Origin of the sequence: Mycobacterium sp. E2327 (assembly GCF_001672675.1) — a bacterium.
Taxonomy (GTDB): Bacteria; Actinomycetota; Actinomycetes; order Mycobacteriales; family Mycobacteriaceae; genus Mycobacterium.
The window spans coordinates 51,815-66,627 of sequence record NZ_LZKE01000141.1; the positions used below are offsets into that span (position 1 = coordinate 51,815).

Annotated in this window: 14 protein-coding genes and 1 pseudogene; 7 read left to right on the forward strand and 8 right to left on the reverse strand. The window is 70.5% G+C overall.

The window, feature by feature from the left end; genetic code table 11:
• Nucleotides 1–2: 2 nt before the first annotated feature.
• Complete coding sequence (locus A5712_RS16895) at nt 3–701, reverse strand: hypothetical protein (RefSeq protein ID WP_068107294.1); 699 nt, start codon at nt 699–701, stop codon at nt 3–5.
• A gap of 136 nt (nt 702–837) precedes the next feature.
• On the opposite strand from A5712_RS16895, the gene A5712_RS16900 reads away from it, so the two are divergent.
• Together A5712_RS16900 and A5712_RS16905 are read left to right on the forward strand one after the other, a co-directional pair.
• The gene (locus A5712_RS16900; protein ID WP_066935066.1) at nt 838–1,206 is read left to right on the forward strand and encodes an OB-fold nucleic acid binding domain-containing protein; all 369 of its coding nucleotides are present in this window, start codon (nt 838–840) and stop codon (nt 1,204–1,206) included.
• A 23-nt stretch (nt 1,207–1,229) separates the two neighbouring features.
• Complete coding sequence (locus A5712_RS16905; RefSeq protein WP_068107326.1) at nt 1,230–1,877, forward strand: DUF3159 domain-containing protein; 648 nt, start codon at nt 1,230–1,232, stop codon at nt 1,875–1,877.
• On the opposite strand, the gene A5712_RS16910 is transcribed toward A5712_RS16905, so the two are convergent.
• Nucleotides 1,874–2,548: a TrkA family potassium uptake protein gene (locus tag A5712_RS16910; RefSeq protein ID WP_067152164.1), complete on the reverse strand. Its 675-nt coding sequence runs from the start codon at nt 2,546–2,548 to the stop codon at nt 1,874–1,876. The genes A5712_RS16905 and A5712_RS16910 overlap by 4 nt on opposite strands.
• On the reverse strand, nt 2,545–3,228 hold the full coding sequence (locus tag A5712_RS16915; protein WP_068107328.1) for a TrkA family potassium uptake protein: 684 nt from the start codon (nt 3,226–3,228) through the stop codon (nt 2,545–2,547). The genes A5712_RS16910 and A5712_RS16915 overlap by 4 nt, the downstream gene beginning before the upstream one ends.
• 89 nt (nt 3,229–3,317) lie before the next feature.
• Between A5712_RS16915 and A5712_RS16920 the strand changes: the two genes are divergently transcribed.
• Both A5712_RS16920 and A5712_RS16925 read left to right on the forward strand, forming a co-directional pair.
• Nucleotides 3,318–5,312, forward strand: a complete 1,995-nt coding sequence (locus tag A5712_RS16920; protein WP_068107296.1) for an APC family permease — start codon at nt 3,318–3,320, stop codon at nt 5,310–5,312.
• Between the two features lie 20 nt (nt 5,313–5,332).
• The gene (locus A5712_RS16925; protein ID WP_068107298.1) at nt 5,333–6,526 is read left to right on the forward strand and encodes a class I SAM-dependent RNA methyltransferase; all 1,194 of its coding nucleotides are present in this window, start codon (nt 5,333–5,335) and stop codon (nt 6,524–6,526) included.
• A gap of 3 nt (nt 6,527–6,529) precedes the next feature.
• On the opposite strand, the gene A5712_RS16930 is transcribed toward A5712_RS16925, so the two are convergent.
• Nucleotides 6,530–7,819 carry an SLC13 family permease gene (locus tag A5712_RS16930; RefSeq protein ID WP_068107300.1) on the reverse strand — a complete coding sequence of 430 codons (1,290 nt, stop codon included), beginning with the start codon at nt 7,817–7,819 and terminating at the stop codon, nt 6,530–6,532.
• A 25-nt stretch (nt 7,820–7,844) separates the two neighbouring features.
• Complete coding sequence (locus A5712_RS16935; RefSeq protein WP_068107302.1) at nt 7,845–8,288, reverse strand: CBS domain-containing protein; 444 nt, start codon at nt 8,286–8,288, stop codon at nt 7,845–7,847.
• A gap of 53 nt (nt 8,289–8,341) precedes the next feature.
• On the opposite strand from A5712_RS16935, the gene dxs reads away from it, so the two are divergent.
• Nucleotides 8,342–10,255, forward strand: coding sequence for a 1-deoxy-D-xylulose-5-phosphate synthase (gene dxs, locus A5712_RS16940; RefSeq protein WP_068107304.1), 1,914 nt, complete (start codon nt 8,342–8,344; stop codon nt 10,253–10,255).
• Nucleotides 10,256–10,320: 65 nt separating this feature from the next.
• Here dxs and A5712_RS16945 read toward each other — a convergent pair.
• The 3 genes and pseudogenes from A5712_RS16945 to A5712_RS16955 all read right to left on the reverse strand — a co-directional run bounded on the left by A5712_RS16945 (nt 10,321) and on the right by A5712_RS16955 (nt 13,202).
• Nucleotides 10,321–11,639, reverse strand: a pseudogene (locus A5712_RS16945) (HRDC domain-containing protein).
• A gap of 1 nt (nt 11,640) precedes the next feature.
• On the reverse strand, nt 11,641–12,276 hold the full coding sequence (locus A5712_RS16950; protein WP_156766601.1) for a DUF3000 domain-containing protein: 636 nt from the start codon (nt 12,274–12,276) through the stop codon (nt 11,641–11,643).
• Between the two features lie 119 nt (nt 12,277–12,395).
• Nucleotides 12,396–13,202 (reverse strand): enoyl-CoA hydratase/isomerase family protein, encoded by an 807-nt coding sequence (locus A5712_RS16955; protein ID WP_068107311.1) that lies wholly within the window; start codon nt 13,200–13,202, stop codon nt 12,396–12,398.
• A gap of 57 nt (nt 13,203–13,259) precedes the next feature.
• Here A5712_RS16955 and hemE point away from each other — a divergent pair, with 57 nt between their 5' ends.
• Both hemE and A5712_RS16965 read left to right on the forward strand, forming a co-directional pair.
• Entirely contained in the window at nt 13,260–14,345 is a 1,086-nt protein-coding gene (gene hemE, locus A5712_RS16960; protein ID WP_068107312.1) for a uroporphyrinogen decarboxylase, read from the forward strand.
• Nucleotides 14,342–14,813, forward strand: a 472-nt coding sequence (locus A5712_RS16965) for an FAD-dependent oxidoreductase (RefSeq protein WP_156766602.1), incomplete at its 3' end; no start/stop codon positions are given. The genes hemE and A5712_RS16965, both read left to right, overlap by 4 nt.

The window sequence follows — 14,813 nt, forward strand, 5'->3', positions numbered from 1 at the left end:
GGCTACAGCTCGGCCAGCGCGGCCAGACAGGCGGCGCCCAGCGCGGCGGTGTCGGTGCCCATCTGATCCAGTGTCACGGTCCGCAGCGCCGCCCGCGGGGCGGCGGCGACCCAGTCGACGGCCACCTGCAGCGGGTGGATGGGGTCGTCGACCGCCGCGGCCACCGCCAGCGGCGCGGCCAGCCGGGCCAGGTCGGCGCAACTGGGCGCGACGTAGGCCGCCGCCTCGTCCATCGCGTCGGGCAACAGCGGCCATTGGGCGCGCCAGGACCGGGTCAGCTCGTCGGCCAACCACGGCGGGCTGGACGCCCGCATCTGCGTCGTCGTGGCCGCCAACCCGTCGGCGCGCAGCTGCGCGGCCGAGTGTCGCGCCGCCAGTGCGGCCGGCGCGTCGTGCGGGGCGCCGGCCCACGCGGGCAGCGCGGCCAGGACGGCGACCGTGCGCTCGGGATGGGCCAGCGCCCACGCGGCCGCCACGGCCGCGCCGATCGACACCCCGCCGACGCCGATCGGCCCGTCGCGCGCCGCGTCGTCCAACGCCGACAGGTACCCGTCGATCAACCGATCCGGCCGCGGCGACGGGGCGACCAACGTGGCGCCGACATCGCGCAACGGGCGAGAAAACGCCCGGTGGACGTAGTCGTCGTCGGAGCCGGTTCCGGCCAATAACACCGTCGCGACACCGCGCAGATCGACAGTCACCCTTTGATATTGCCCGGCCCTTGCGGAGCGTCCAACATCACGTTTCGTTCTGTTGGCACCGGGGAACCAAGAGGTCTACGGTGTCCGTTGGCATAGAGAAAGCGCCGAAGCTTTATCACCAGTGTCAGGAGGGGCCATGGGGGCCCAAGGGTATCTGCGCCGGCTCACCCGTCGATTGACGGAGGACCCGGAGCAACGCGATTCCGAAGAGCTGTCGGACGAAGTCGACAGCGCCGGCGCGCAGCGTGCGATCGATTGTGAGCGTGGCCAGGAGGTCACCATGATCGGCACCCTGCGCAGCGTGGAAACGAACGGCAAGGGTTGTTCCGGCGGGGTCCGCGCGGAACTGTTCGACGGCACCGACACGGTCGCGCTGGTGTGGCTGGGTCAGCGCCGAATCCCCGGCATCGACTCCGGCCGCACGCTTCGGGTGCGGGGGCGGCTCGGCAAGCTCGAGAACGGGACCAAGGCGATCTACAACCCGCACTACGAAATTCAACGGTGACCGTCCCCGGCGATCGGGGAACCGTGACTACTAATCGTGTTGCCCCGGAGCGGCTGCTGACCCAGGTGGGCGGGGTGAGCGGCCTGATCTACTCGTCGCTGCCGGTGGTCGTCTTCGTCGCGGTGTCCAGCCTGTCCGGTTTGGTGGCCGCCATCGCGTCCGCGCTCGGCGTGGCGGCACTGGTGTTGGTATGGCGGCTCGTTCGCCGCGAATCCACCCAGCCGGCGTTTTCGGGTTTCATCGGCGTCGCCGTCTGCGCGCTGATCGCCTACGTCGTGGGGCAGTCGAAGGGCTATTTCCTGCTTGGGATCTGGATGTCGCTGTTGTGGGCGGTGGTCTTCGCGGTCTCGGTGCTGATCCGTCGGCCGCTGGTCGGCTACGCCTGGAGCTGGGCCACCGGCCGTGACCGCGGCTGGCGCGCCGTGTCGCGGGCCGTGTACGCGTTCGACATCGCCACGCTGTGCTGGACCGTGGTCTTCGCCGCGCGATTCGTGGTCCAGCGGCTGCTCTACGACGCCGATCAGACCGGGTGGCTCGGGGTGGCGCGGATCGCGATGGGTTGGCCGCTGACCGTGCTGGCCGCGGTGGCGACGTACGCGGCGATCAGGGCCGTGCAGCGCGCCCTGCCGGCCCCCGACGAAGCCGGCGCCGCAGAGACCGCGGCCGACTAGCCTGCGGGCTCCGCCTCCGGCAGCAGGAGCTTCTGCAGCTCCTCCTCGGCCTCGGTGACCGCGACGAAAAGCAGTTCGTCGCCGCCCTCGAGCGGCTCGTCGGCCTCCGGCACGATCACCCGCGGACCGCGCAGGATCGTCACCAGCGCGACGTCCCGCGGCAGCTGCAGCCGGCGCACCGGCTTGCCGCCCCAGGGCGTGTCGTCGGGGAGGGTGATCTCGACCAGGTTGGCCTGCCCGCGGCGGAATTCCATGAGCCGCACCAGATCACCGACGGCAACGGCCTCCTCGATCAGCGAGGCCAGCATCCGCGGCGTGGACACCGCCACGTCCACGCCCCACGCGTCGGTGAACAGCCATTCGTTGCGCGGATCGTTGACCCGGGCCACCACCCGCGGCACGGCGAATTCCGTCTTGGCCAACAGGCTGAGCACCACGTTGACCTTGTCGTCCCCGGTCGCGGCGACGACGACGTCGAAATCCTCCAGGTGTATCGACTGCAGCAGGCTCAGCTCGCAGGTGTCGCCCAGGCGCCAGTGCGCGGCCGGGATGGCGTCGACGTCGACGTGGTCGGGGTTGCGTTCGATCAGGGTGACGTCGTGGTCGTTCTCGACCAGCTCGCGAGTGACCGACCGGCCGACCGCGCCCGCCCCGGCGACGGCTACTTTCACTTGACGGCTCCCGCCTCGAGGTCCTCACTGGGCGGCAGCGCCGCAATGGCCACCGCCTCGGCGGCGCGGCCGGAGATAGCGGCGATGTAGACCTGGTCGCCGGCCTGGATGACCGTCTTCGGCTCCGGCAACACGCCCGTGCCGAACCGGATGACGAACGCAACCCGCGCGCCGGTGGCCTGCTCCAGCTCGGTGGCGCGGTGCCCCACCCACTCCTCGTGCAGGTCGACCTCGGCCACGGCTACGGTGCCGGTCGGATCGCGCCACTTGGCGGTCTCGCCTTCCCGGGTGAGCAGGTTGAGCAGGCGGTCGGTGGTCCACGGCACCGTGGCGATGGTGGGGATCCCGAGGCGCTCGTAGACCTCGGCGCGCTTCGCGTCGTAGATCCGGGCGACGACGCGCCGCACACCGAAGGTTTCCCGGGCCAGCCGGGCCGAGATGATGTTGGAGTTGTCCCCGGACGACACCGCCGCGAACGCATCGGCTCCCTCGACGCCGGCCCGCAGCAGGACGTCCCGGTCGAAGCCCTGGCCCAGCACCCGCTCGCCCGCAAACTCGGGGCTGAGCCGGTTGAACGCGGTGCTGTCGCGGTCGATGACCGCCACGTCGTGGCCGATTCGGGAGAGCCCGTCGGCCAAAGACGAGCCCACCCGGCCGCAACCCATCACAACCACGCGCACTTGACGTCCTTCCGGCGGATTCGGCCAGTCGACGAACATTGTTGCCTACGAAACGCTAGCAAGCCCGGGTGGGCTTACTCTTGGCTCTCGTGTCCAAACTTTCGACCGCTGCGCGCCGGCTGCTCATCGGCCGGCCCCAACGCAGCGACCGGCTGAGTCACACACTGCTGCCCAAACGGATCGCCTTGCCGGTGTTCGCCTCCGATGCGCTGTCCTCGGTGGCGTATGCGCCCGAGGAAGTCTTCCTGATGCTCTCGGTCGCGGGGGTCACCGCCTACGCGATGACGCCCTGGATCGGTCTCGCCGTGGCCGCGGTAATGCTGGTCGTGGTCGCCAGCTACCGCCAGAACGTGCACGCCTACCCGTCGGGCGGCGGCGACTACGAGGTGGTCACCACCAATCTCGGCGACACCGCCGGTCTGGTCGTCGCCAGCGCCCTGATGGTGGATTACGTTCTCACCGTTGCGGTTTCGACGGCGTCGGCGATGTCCAACATCGGCTCGGCGATCCCGGTCGTGGCGCAGCACAAGGTGCTGTTCTGCGTGGCGGCCATCCTGCTGGTGATGGCCCTGAACCTGCGCGGGATCCGGGAGTCCGGGGTGGCCTTCGCCATCCCGACCTACGCGTTCATCGTCGGGGTCCTCGCCATGATCGGCTGGGGCCTGTTCCGCATTTTCGTGTTGGGCAACCCGCTGCGGGCCGAGTCCGCCGGTTTCCAGATGCATGCCGAGCACGGCCAGGTCGTCGGTTTGGCGTTGGCGTTCCTGGTGGCGCGGTCGTTTTCCTCCGGGTGCGCGGCGCTGACGGGTGTCGAGGCGATCAGCAACGGGGTGCCGGCTTTTCAAAAACCCAAGTCGCGCAACGCGGCGACGACGCTGATGATGCTGGGCGCCATCGCGGTGACCCTGCTGATGGGCATCATCGTGCTGGCCGAGAAGATCGGGGTGCAGCTCGTCGAGGACCCCGCGACCCAACTGGGCGGTGCCCCGCCGAACTACTACCAGAAGACGCTGGTCACCCAGCTGGCCGAGACGGTGTTCGGCAGCTTTCACATCGGGTTCCTGCTGATCGCCACGGTCACCGCGCTGATCCTGGTGCTGGCGGCCAACACCGCGTTCAACGGGTTCCCGGTGCTGGGTTCGGTTCTGGCGCAGCACAGTTACCTTCCGCGCCAGTTGCACACCCGCGGCGACCGGTTGGCGTTCTCCAACGGGATCCTGTTCCTCTCGGGGGCCGCGCTGCTGGCGATCATCGCCTTCCGCGCCGAGGTGACGGCGCTGATCCAGCTGTACATCGTCGGTGTGTTCATTTCGTTCACGCTGAGTCAGATTGGGATGGTCCGGCACTGGACCCGCCTGCTGCGCACCGAGACCGACCCGCGGGTGCGGCGAAAGATGATGCGCTCGCGGGTGGTCAACACGGTCGGGTTGATCTGCACCGGCGCGGTGTTGCTGGTCGTCCTCATCACCAAGTTCGTCGCGGGGGCGTGGATCGCCCTCTTCGCGATGGGCTTGCTGTTCTTGATGATGAAGCTGATCCGCAAGCACTACCACACCGTCAGCCGGGAACTGGAGGAGCAGGAGGCCGCCCAGCACGACGTCGTGCTGCCGAGCCGCAACCATGCCCTGGTCCTGGTGTCCAAGCTGCACCTGCCGACGCTGCGCGCGCTGGCCTACGCGCGCGCGACCCGCCCGGACACGCTCGAGGCCCTCACCGTCAGCGTCGACGACGCCGAAACCCGAGACCTGGTGCACAAGTGGGAGGAAAGCGACATCAGTGTGCCGCTCAAGGTCATTGCCTCGCCCTACCGTGAAATCACCCGGCCGATACTCGATTACGTCAAACGGGTCAGCAAGGATTCGCCGCGGACCGTGGTGACGGTGTTCATCCCCGAGTACGTGGTGGGCCATTGGTGGGAGCAGGTGCTGCACAACCAGAGCGCGCTGCGGCTCAAGGGCCGATTGCTGTTCATGCCCAACGTGATGGTGACTTCCGTTCCGTGGCAATTGAATTCGTCGGAGCGCCTCAAGGCGCTGCAGCCGCACGCCGCACCCGGCGACGCCCGACGCGGAATCTTCGACTGAGCACGGCGTTGAAACCCAACATGCTGACGCTGGTGACCGGCGCCCCGGCCAACGGGGGCAGCTGCGTGGCGCATCACGAGGGCCGGGTCGTGTTCGTCCGCTACGCCCTGCCCGGCGAGCGGGTGCGGGCTCGTGTCACCGCCGAGCGCGGATCCTATTGGCACGCAGAGGCTCTCGAGGTGATCGAGCCGTCCGCCGATCGGGTCGAGCCGATGTGCCCCATCGCCGGCGTCGGCGGCGCCGGCTGCTGCGACCTCGCGTTCGCCGCGCCGGAGGCGGCCCGCGCGCTCAAGGCGCACGTCGTGGCCAATCAGCTGCAACGACTGGGCGGTCACCAGTGGAGCGGCGCCGAGGGCGCCGAACCGCTGTCGGACTCCGGCCCGACGGGTTGGCGCACCCGGGTGCGGCTGGACGTGGGCGCGGATTGCCGGCCCGGCTTCCACCGGTATCACAGCGACGAGCTGGTGACCGACCTGCGCTGCGCGCAGCTGCCGCCGGGGATGCTGGACGGCCTGGCTCACGATTCCTCCGGGGCCGCGTGGCCCGCCGGCGCGCAGCTGCACGTGGCCGTCGACGACGACGGCCGGCGCCACGTGGTGCGCACCCTGCGCCACGGCGGGCAAACCGCGACCGCGGTAGCGGAGGGCGGCTACGAGGCGGTGCAACGGGTGGGCGGGCGCTCCTGGCGGGTGCCGGTGACCGCGTTCTGGCAGGCGCACCGGGACGCGGCCGCGGTCTACAGCGGCCTGGTCGCGGACTGGGCGCAACCCGCCACCGGCATGACCGTGTGGGACCTCTACGGCGGCGCCGGGGTTTTCGCCGCCACGCTCGCCGACGCGGTGGGGGAGTCGGGGCGGGTCGTGACCGTCGACACCTCGCGCTCGGCGACGCGGGCCGCGCGCACCGCGCTGGCCGACCTGCCGCAGGTCGACGTCGTCACCGACTCGGTCCGCCGGGCGCTGACGGCCCAGCGCGGTTCGAAAGCCGACGTCGCCGTGCTGGATCCGCCGCGCGCCGGCGCCGGGCGCGACGTCATCGACCTGCTGGCCGCCGCCGGGGTGCCGCGCGTGGTCCACATCGGCTGTGAGGCAGCGTCTTTCGCGCGCGATATCGGCCTGTACCGGGGCCACGGCTACACCGTCGAGAAGATCAAAGTTTTCGACGCGTTCCCGCTGACCCACCACACCGAGTGCGTGGCGCTGCTGACGCTTTGACGCTCAGCCGAACACGAAATACCGCAGCCACAGGTAAAGCGCCGACAGCGCGGCCGAGATCGCCGTCACGACCGCGCCCTTGCGGGTGAATTCCCAAAACGAGATGGGACTGTCGGCGCGCGCGGCGAGCCCGAGCACGATGACGTTGGCGCTGGCGCCGACGGCGGTCAGGTTGCCGCCGAAGTCGGTCCCGATCGCGAGCGCCCACCACAACACCCCGGGGTTGACGTGGTCGCCGAGCGCCGGCACCAGGTCGGCGACGATGGGCGCCATCGTCGCGGCGTACGGAACGTTGTTGACGACCCCGCTGATCAACATCGACGCGGCCAGGATCACCATGGTGGCCAACAGGGTGTTGCCACCGGTCGCGGTGATCGCCAAATGCGCCAGCTGCTTGACGACGCCCGTCTTGACCAGCGCGCCGACCATGACGAACAGCCCGGCGAAGAACAGCAGCGTCTCCCACTCGACGCTGGACAAGTAGTCGGAATGTTCCAGCCGCGACACCACGATCAGGATCCCGGCGCCCAAAAGCGCGACTATCGAGGGCTCCATGTGCAGCGCCGAATGGGCGATGAACGCCGCGAACACCGCCGCCAGCACGACGCCGCAGGCGATCAGCAGCCGGTGATCGCGAATGGCCTCCTTCTCTTCCAGCGACATGACGTCGGCGACCCGCTCCGGGTCGACGGCGAACGAACCGCGAAAAAGGCGGGGCAGCAACACGATCAGGACGGCCATCACGATGATCACCAGCGGCGTCAGGTGCAAGAGGAAGTCGTTGAAGGTCAGGCCGCCCTTGCTGGCGATGATGATGTTGGGCGGGTCGCCGATCAGGGTCGCGGTGCCGCCGATGTTGGAGGCGAACGCCTCGGCCATCAGGAACGGCGCCGCGTTGATCGCCAGCCGGTCACACACCAACAGGGTCACCGGGGCGATCAGCAACACCGTGGTGACGTTGTCGAGCAGCGCCGACGCGATCGCGGTGACCAACACCAGCAGGATCATCACGCGCAGGGGCGAGCCGCGGGCGCGCTTGGCGGACCAGATCGCGACGTACTCGAACACGCCGGTCTGGCGCAGCACGCTGACGATGATCATCATGCCCAGCAGCAAAAAGATGACGTCCCAGTCGATTCCGGTCTCATGCGAGTAGAAGACGTCCTCGGAGTTGATGATCGGCATGGCGACGACGATCGCGGCGCCGGTGAGCGCGACCAGGGTCTTGTTGACGCGGTCGCTGGCGATCAGCGCGTAGGCGACGACGAACACGACGACCGCCACGACGCTCATCGACTGTCCCGGATGCTCAAGGCTTTTAGTGTTTGAGTGCCGCGGCCAACAGACGCGATGCCGTGATGACGCCGACCAACGCCTGGTCTTTGACCACGGCGATCAGCGGGCTGCGCAGCCGGGCCATCACCGCGGCGACCTCGATGATGGTGTCGTCCGCGTGGGCCCACGGCACGTTGGTGAGGTGGTCGGGCAGCATGTCCCCGACGGTCTTTCCGCTCAGCTTGTCCGCGGCGCGGTCGGCCATGGACTCGTTGAGCACCCCGGCCAGCGAGGGGTCGTCCTGCACGTACTTCGGGACGATGAACCGGACCACCTGGGAGGCCGGCAGCACCGCGGAGGGCTTGCCGGACCCGTCGGTGACGACGATCCCGGGCAGCCGGTGCTCGGCGAGCAGGCGGGCGGCGTCCAGGGCGTCCGAGTCGACCGTCACGACCGGGAAGTCCTCGGCGAGTTCCTCGGCGCGCATGGGGGGAACAATAGTCGGGTAGTGATCCGGCCGCGGCTGCGTAGACTAACGGGATGCTGGAACAGATCCGCGGGCCCGCTGATCTGCAGTACCTCTCCCAACAGCAGCTCCGCGATCTGGCAGCCGAGATTCGGCAGTTCCTGATCCACAAGGTCGCTGCGACCGGGGGGCATCTCGGGCCCAACCTCGGCGTCGTCGAGCTGACGCTCGCGCTGCACCGGGTGTTCGACTCGCCGCACGACCCGATCATCTTCGACACCGGCCACCAGGCCTACGTCCACAAGATGCTGACCGGGCGCGCCCAGGACTTCGAGAGCCTGCGCAAAAAGGGCGGCCTGTCGGGGTATCCGTCGCGCGCCGAGAGCGAACACGACTGGGTCGAGTCCAGCCACGCCAGCGCGGCGCTGTCCTACGCCGACGGCCTGGCCAAGGCGTTCGAGCTGAGCGGGCACCGCAACCGGCACGTGGTGGCCGTCGTCGGCGACGGCGCGCTCACCGGCGGCATGTGCTGGGAGGCGCTGAACAACATCGCCGCGTCGCGCCGCCCGGTGATCATCGTGGTCAACGACAACGGCCGCAGCTACGCGCCCACCATCGGCGGCGTCGCCGACCACCTGGCCACCCTGCGGCTGCAGCCCGCCTACGAGCACATGCTGGAAAAGGGCCGCGACGCGGTCCGCTCGCTGCCCCTGTTCGGCCAGATCGCCTATCGCTTCATGCACAGCGTCAAGGCCGGCATCAAGGACTCGCTGTCGCCGCAGCTGCTGTTCACCGACCTGGGCCTGAAGTACGTCGGCCCGGTCGACGGGCACGACGAGCGGGCGGTCGAGGTGGCGCTGCGCCACGCCCGCGGCTTCGGGCGCCCGGTGATCGTGCACGTCGTCACCCGCAAGGGCATGGGCTACGGGCCGGCCCTGGACGACGAGGCCGAGCAGATGCATTCCTGCGGCGTGATCGACCCGGCCACCGGCCAGGCCACCAAGATCGCGGGGCCGGGCTGGACCGCGACCTTCTCCGACGCGCTCATCGGCTACGCCCGCAAGCGCCGCGACATCGTGGCGATCACCGCGGCCATGCCCGGCCCCACCGGGCTGACGGCGTTCGGCCAACAGTTCCCGGACCGCCTGTTCGACGTCGGCATCGCCGAGCAGCACGCGATGACGTCGGCCGCCGGCCTGGCGATGGGCGGCATGCACCCGGTGGTGGCCATCTATTCGACGTTCCTCAACCGCGCCTTCGACCAGATCATGATGGACGTGGCGCTGCACAAGCTGCCCGTCACCATGGTGCTCGATCGGGCCGGGATCACCGGCAACGACGGCGCCAGCCACAACGGCATGTGGGACCTGTCGATGTTGAACATCGTGCCCGGCATGCGGGTTGCCGCGCCCCGCGACGCGACCCGGCTGCGCGAAGAGCTCGGCGAGGCCCTCGACATCAGTGACGGGCCGACGGCGATCCGCTTCCCCAAAGGCGATGTGGGAGAAGACATTCCGGCCGTCGAGCGGCGCTCGGGGGTGGACGTGCTGGCGCTGCCCGCCGAAGGGCTGAACCACGACGTGCTGCTCGTCGGCGTCGGCGCGTTCGTGCCGATGGCGTTGAGTGTGGCCAAGCGGCTGCACAACCAGGGCATCGGCGTGACGGTGATCGACCCGCGCTGGGTGCTGCCGGTCTCCGACGGCGTCGTCGAGCTGGCGGCCCAGCACAAGCTCGTCGTCACGTGCGAGGACAACGGCGTGAACGGCGGTGTGGGGTCGGCCGTCTCGGCCGCCCTGCGGCGCGCCGAGACCGACACGCCCTGCCGCGACGTCGGGCTGCCGCAGCAGTTCTACGAGCACGCCTCGCGCGGTGAGGTGCTCGCCGATTTCGGGCTGACCGACCAGGACATAGCCCGACGCATCACCGGTTGGGTGGCGGCGCTGGGCAGCAGCGTCGCCGAGGCCGAGATTCCGGAGCGCCTCGACTAGTCGGGTGTGCCAGGGCTTTCACTGGGTGCTCACGGCGGGATCTCGCCGATTTTTGCGCCCGGGACTCACACGCAATGCCCACGATTCCCACTCAACGTTCGTCCTCCGGCGTCTCCGGCGGCTGCAACGCCCGGGCCAACGGCGGGTCCACGAGTCGGCGCTGCCAGGCCCGCGCCCGCCCGGCGCGCAGAAACGCGTCGACGGCCTCGTCCGGGTCCGGAGCCGGTTCCCAGTCCCAGCACAGCCGTCGCACCAGATCGGGCGCGACCAGGTTTTCGGTCGGGACGTGCACCCGCTCCGACACTTCGCCCAGCGCGGCCCGCGCGGCCTCCAGCCGCGCCGCGGCCTCCGGTTTGCGCCTGCCCCAGCGTGACGGCGGCGGTGGCCCGTTGGGCGCCTCGGCCTCGTCGGGCGGGTCCTGGGTCTGCCGGGCCGCCTCCAGCGCCGCCAGCCAGATCTCGGCGCTGCGGCGCTGGTTGCGCCCGCCGAACACCGGCAACGAGACCAGGTCCTCGACCGTCTTCGGGTTGGCCAGGGCGGCGTCGATGATGGCCGAATCCGGCAGCACCCGCCGGGGCGCGATGTCGCGGCGCTGGGCGATGCGGTCGCGCGCCGTCCACAGTTCACGGACGGCCGCCAGGCCCCGCCGGTCGCGCACCCGATGGATGCCCGACGTCCGGCGCCAGCGGTCCCGCTTCACCACCGGGGCGGCGTCGCGGGCGCCCACCTCGCGCAAGTAGTCGAATTCCTCTGCGGCCCAACCGCTTTTGCCCTGCTCGTCGAGCACGTCGGAGATCGCCGCGCGCAGCTCGATCAGCAATTCCACGTCCAGCGCCGCGTAGTTGAGCCACTCGGCGGGCAGCGGGCGCTTGGACCAGTCGGCCGCGCCGTGGCCCTTGGCCAGCCCGAGCCCCAGCAGGCGGTCCACCATGGTCGCCAGGTTCACCCGCTCGAAGCCGGCCAGCCGCCCCGCGAGCTCGGTGTCGTAGAGCGCCGGCGGCCGCATGCCCACCTCGGCCAGGCACGGCAGGTCTTGATCGGCGGAGTGCAGGATCCATTCGTCGGTGCCCAGCACCTCGGCGACCGGCCGCAGCACGGTCAGCGGGTCGCCGCCGTGGCTGACGGGGTCGATGAGCACGGTGCCTGCCCCGGCCCGCCGGATCTGGATCAGGTAGGCCCGGTTGGAGTAGCGGAAGCCCGACGCGCGCTCGGCGTCCACCGCGAACGGGCCGCGCCCGCGGTCCAGGAGCCGCGCGGCGTCCTGGATCTCACGGACGCTCACCGCGAGATCGGGAACCCCCTCGGCCGGGTGCAGCAGCGGGGTGGCTTCAGGGGTCCTGCCGGGCGCGGCGCTATCGGGCCCGGGGGCCCCCGGTTCGCCCATGTCAGGCGCGTGAGCGAGAGCTCAGGTTGGTGACGCCGGACGGCGGCAGGCCGGCGGCGTGCTCGAGCACCTCGCAGAACGCTTCGACGTGCGCCCCGACGTCGGGGGTCGTCGCGGTCCACGATGCCCGCAGCTCGAGTTGGTGGGCGCGGGGCGGTCCGGAGATGTCGCCGTAGCGCACCGAGGTGGTGGCGGTGACGGTTCCGCCCAGGGCCGTGGTGTGCTCGAGGCGCGACTCCAGGGCGTCGACCAGCCAGCTCCACGCCACCTCGGGGAGCAGCGGGTCGACGGCTTCGCTGGGGTCCAGGTCGGCCTGGATGTAGGCGACCAGCCGGATGGTGCCGTCCCAGGCGTCGGCGCCGTCCGGGTCGTACAGCAGGATCAGCCGGCCGAACGCGTCGCCCTCGGACCGCTCCGGGACGATCTCGAGTTCGGGGTGCTTGACCTCGGCGCCCAGCGCGTAGCTGTAGGGCGCCAGGCGCTGCGGCGGGCGGATCGGGCCCAGCTCGATCTCCGGCCGCACGGAGACGGCGTTCATCGCCGCCACCGCCTCGCGGAATGGGGCCGGTTCAGTCGAGGTCAACGGCTCCGCTCCTCCTCGTCGCTCCCGCTCCGCATCGTCACAGGCGCGGGTCACAGCGTTCGACGCTAGACCCATCACCCGACACGCCGAAACAGGCGCGCCGAGTTTCGCCGTCGTCGCGACCAAGCCGTTACCACGCGTTTTCGGGGCCCCACAGCGGGCGTCGTGCCTGATCAGGGTGCTGTCCCCCCGCTGAATCGGGCCGGGCGCTTTTCGCGGTGCGCGGCGAGGCCCTCCCGGACGTCGGGACCGCTGAAACTGAGGAATTCCAGGCCGAGCGACGTTTCGAAGGTGGGCGCGAACATCCGGTACCAGTGGTTGAGGCTGTGCTTGGTCCAGCGGATCGCGTCCTGCGCGCCGCGCGCCAGGTCCTCGGCCACCCGGGTCGCGGTGGCCAGGACGTCGTCGTCGTCGACGCAGGTGGAGACCAGTCCGATGCGCTCGGCTTCCTCGCCGGAGAGCGTCTCGCAGGTGAGCAGGTAGTACTTGGCCTTGGCCATCCCGACCAGCAGCGGCCAGCAGATCGCGGCGTGGTCCCCGGCGGCCACACCCAGCTTGGTGTGCCCGTCGATAAGCTTGGCGGTCCGGCCCGCCACCGAGATGTCGGCGAGCAGCGCCACCACCAGGCCGGCGCCGACGGCGGGCCCGCGGATCGCCGAGACCACCGGCTTGTCGAAGTTGACCATGTTGAGCACCATGTCGCGGGCCTCGCGCATGATGCGGATCCGGCCCTGGTAGTCGCTCATGGTCTCGTCGATCAGGTCGAAGCTGCCGCCGGAGGAGAACGCCCTGCCCTCGCCGCGGACCAGCACAACGCGCACGGTGGGGTCGCGGTCGATCACCGGCCAGATGTCGGCCAGGTCGCGGTGCATCTGTGGCCCGACCGAGTTCAGCCCCGGCGCGTCGAGAACCAGGGTCAGCACGCCGCTCTCGCTGGGTTCGCAGCGCAGGCTGGGGAACTCGTCGTAACTGATCGGCATTGGCGTGATGTTACGCAGCGGCGATGCCGGTGGCCCGCCATGGCAGCATTGAGGCCAATGAACAACCCTGCGCCTACGCGCCGCGACCTCCCCGAGTCGCCGTACCTGGCCGCCGTCTCCGGGCGCAAGCCCGGCCGGGTGCCGGTGTGGTTCATGCGGCAGGCCGGTCGCTCGCTGCCCGAGTACCGCGCGCTGCGCGAACGGCACAGCATGCTGGCGGCCTGCTTCGAGCCCGAGGTGGCCGCCGAGATCACGCTGCAGCCGATCCGCCGCCACGGGGTCGACGCGGCGATCCTGTTCTCCGACATCGTGGTGCCGCTGCGGGCCGCGGGCGTCGATCTGGACATCGTCGCCGACGTCGGGCCGGTGATCGCGCACCCGGTGCGCACCGACGCCGACATCGACGCGTTCAAACCCCTTGACCCCGAGGCGATCCGGCCGATCTGCGAGGCGGTTTCGCTGCTCGTCGGCGAGCTGGGCGACGTGCCGCTGATCGGCTTCGCCGGCGCGCCGTTCACGTTGGCGTCCTATCTCGTCGAGGGCGGCCCCAGCCGCAACCACGCGCGCACCAAGGCGATGATGCTGGCCGAGCCGGCCAGCTGGCACGAGCTGATGTCGAAGCTGACCGACCTCACCGTCGCGTTCCTGCGCGGGCAACTCGAGGCCGGCGTGGACGCCATCCAGGTGTTCGACTCGTGGGCGGGGACGCTGTCGCTGGCCGACTACCGCCGATACGTGTTGCCGCACAGCTCAAGGGTTTTCGCGACCCTGTCCGAATACGGCGTGCCGATGACGCACTTCGGGGTCGGGACCGCCGAGCTGCTGGGTTCCATGTCCGCGGCGCTGAAGTGCGGGATGAAACCGGGCCAGTGCACCGCCGTCGGGGTGGACTGGCGGACCTCGCTGGTCGACGCCGCCGCCCGGGTCGAGCCGGGCACGGCGCTGCAGGGCAACCTCGACCCGGTGGTGCTGCTGGCGGGTTGGCCGGTGGCCGAACGCGCCGCGCGGGCGGTCATCGACGACGGGCGCCGCGCGGTGGACGCCGGCGCGGCCGGCCACGTGTTCAACCTCGGGCACGGGGTGCTGCCCGAGACGGACCCCGGCGTGCTGACCGACCTGGTTGCGCTGGTCCACTCGCTATGACGACGCCGTCGTATTGTGTTGTGGGCGGCGGTATTTCAGGCCTGACGGCGGCATACCGGCTGCGCGCGGCCGCCGGCGCCGACGCGAGCATCACCCTGTTCGATCCCGCCGACCGGCTCGGCGGCATCCTGCGCACCGAACACGTCGGCGGCCGGCCGATGGATTTGGGCGCCGAGGCGTTCGTGCTGCGCCGCCCGGAGATGCCGGCGCTGCTGGCCGAACTGGGCCTGTCCGCGCGCCAGATCGGCACCACCGGCGCCCGCCCGCTCATCTACAGCGACCACCGGCTGCACCCGTTGCCCGCCGGCACGGTCGTCGGGATCCCGTCGTCGGCGGCTTCGCTGGCGGGTCTGGTCGACGAGGCGACGCTCGCGCGCATCGACGCCGAACCGAGCCGACCGCTGGCCTGGCAGCCCGGCGGCGATCCCGCGGTGGCCGACTTGGTCGGCGACCGGTTCGGCGCGCAGG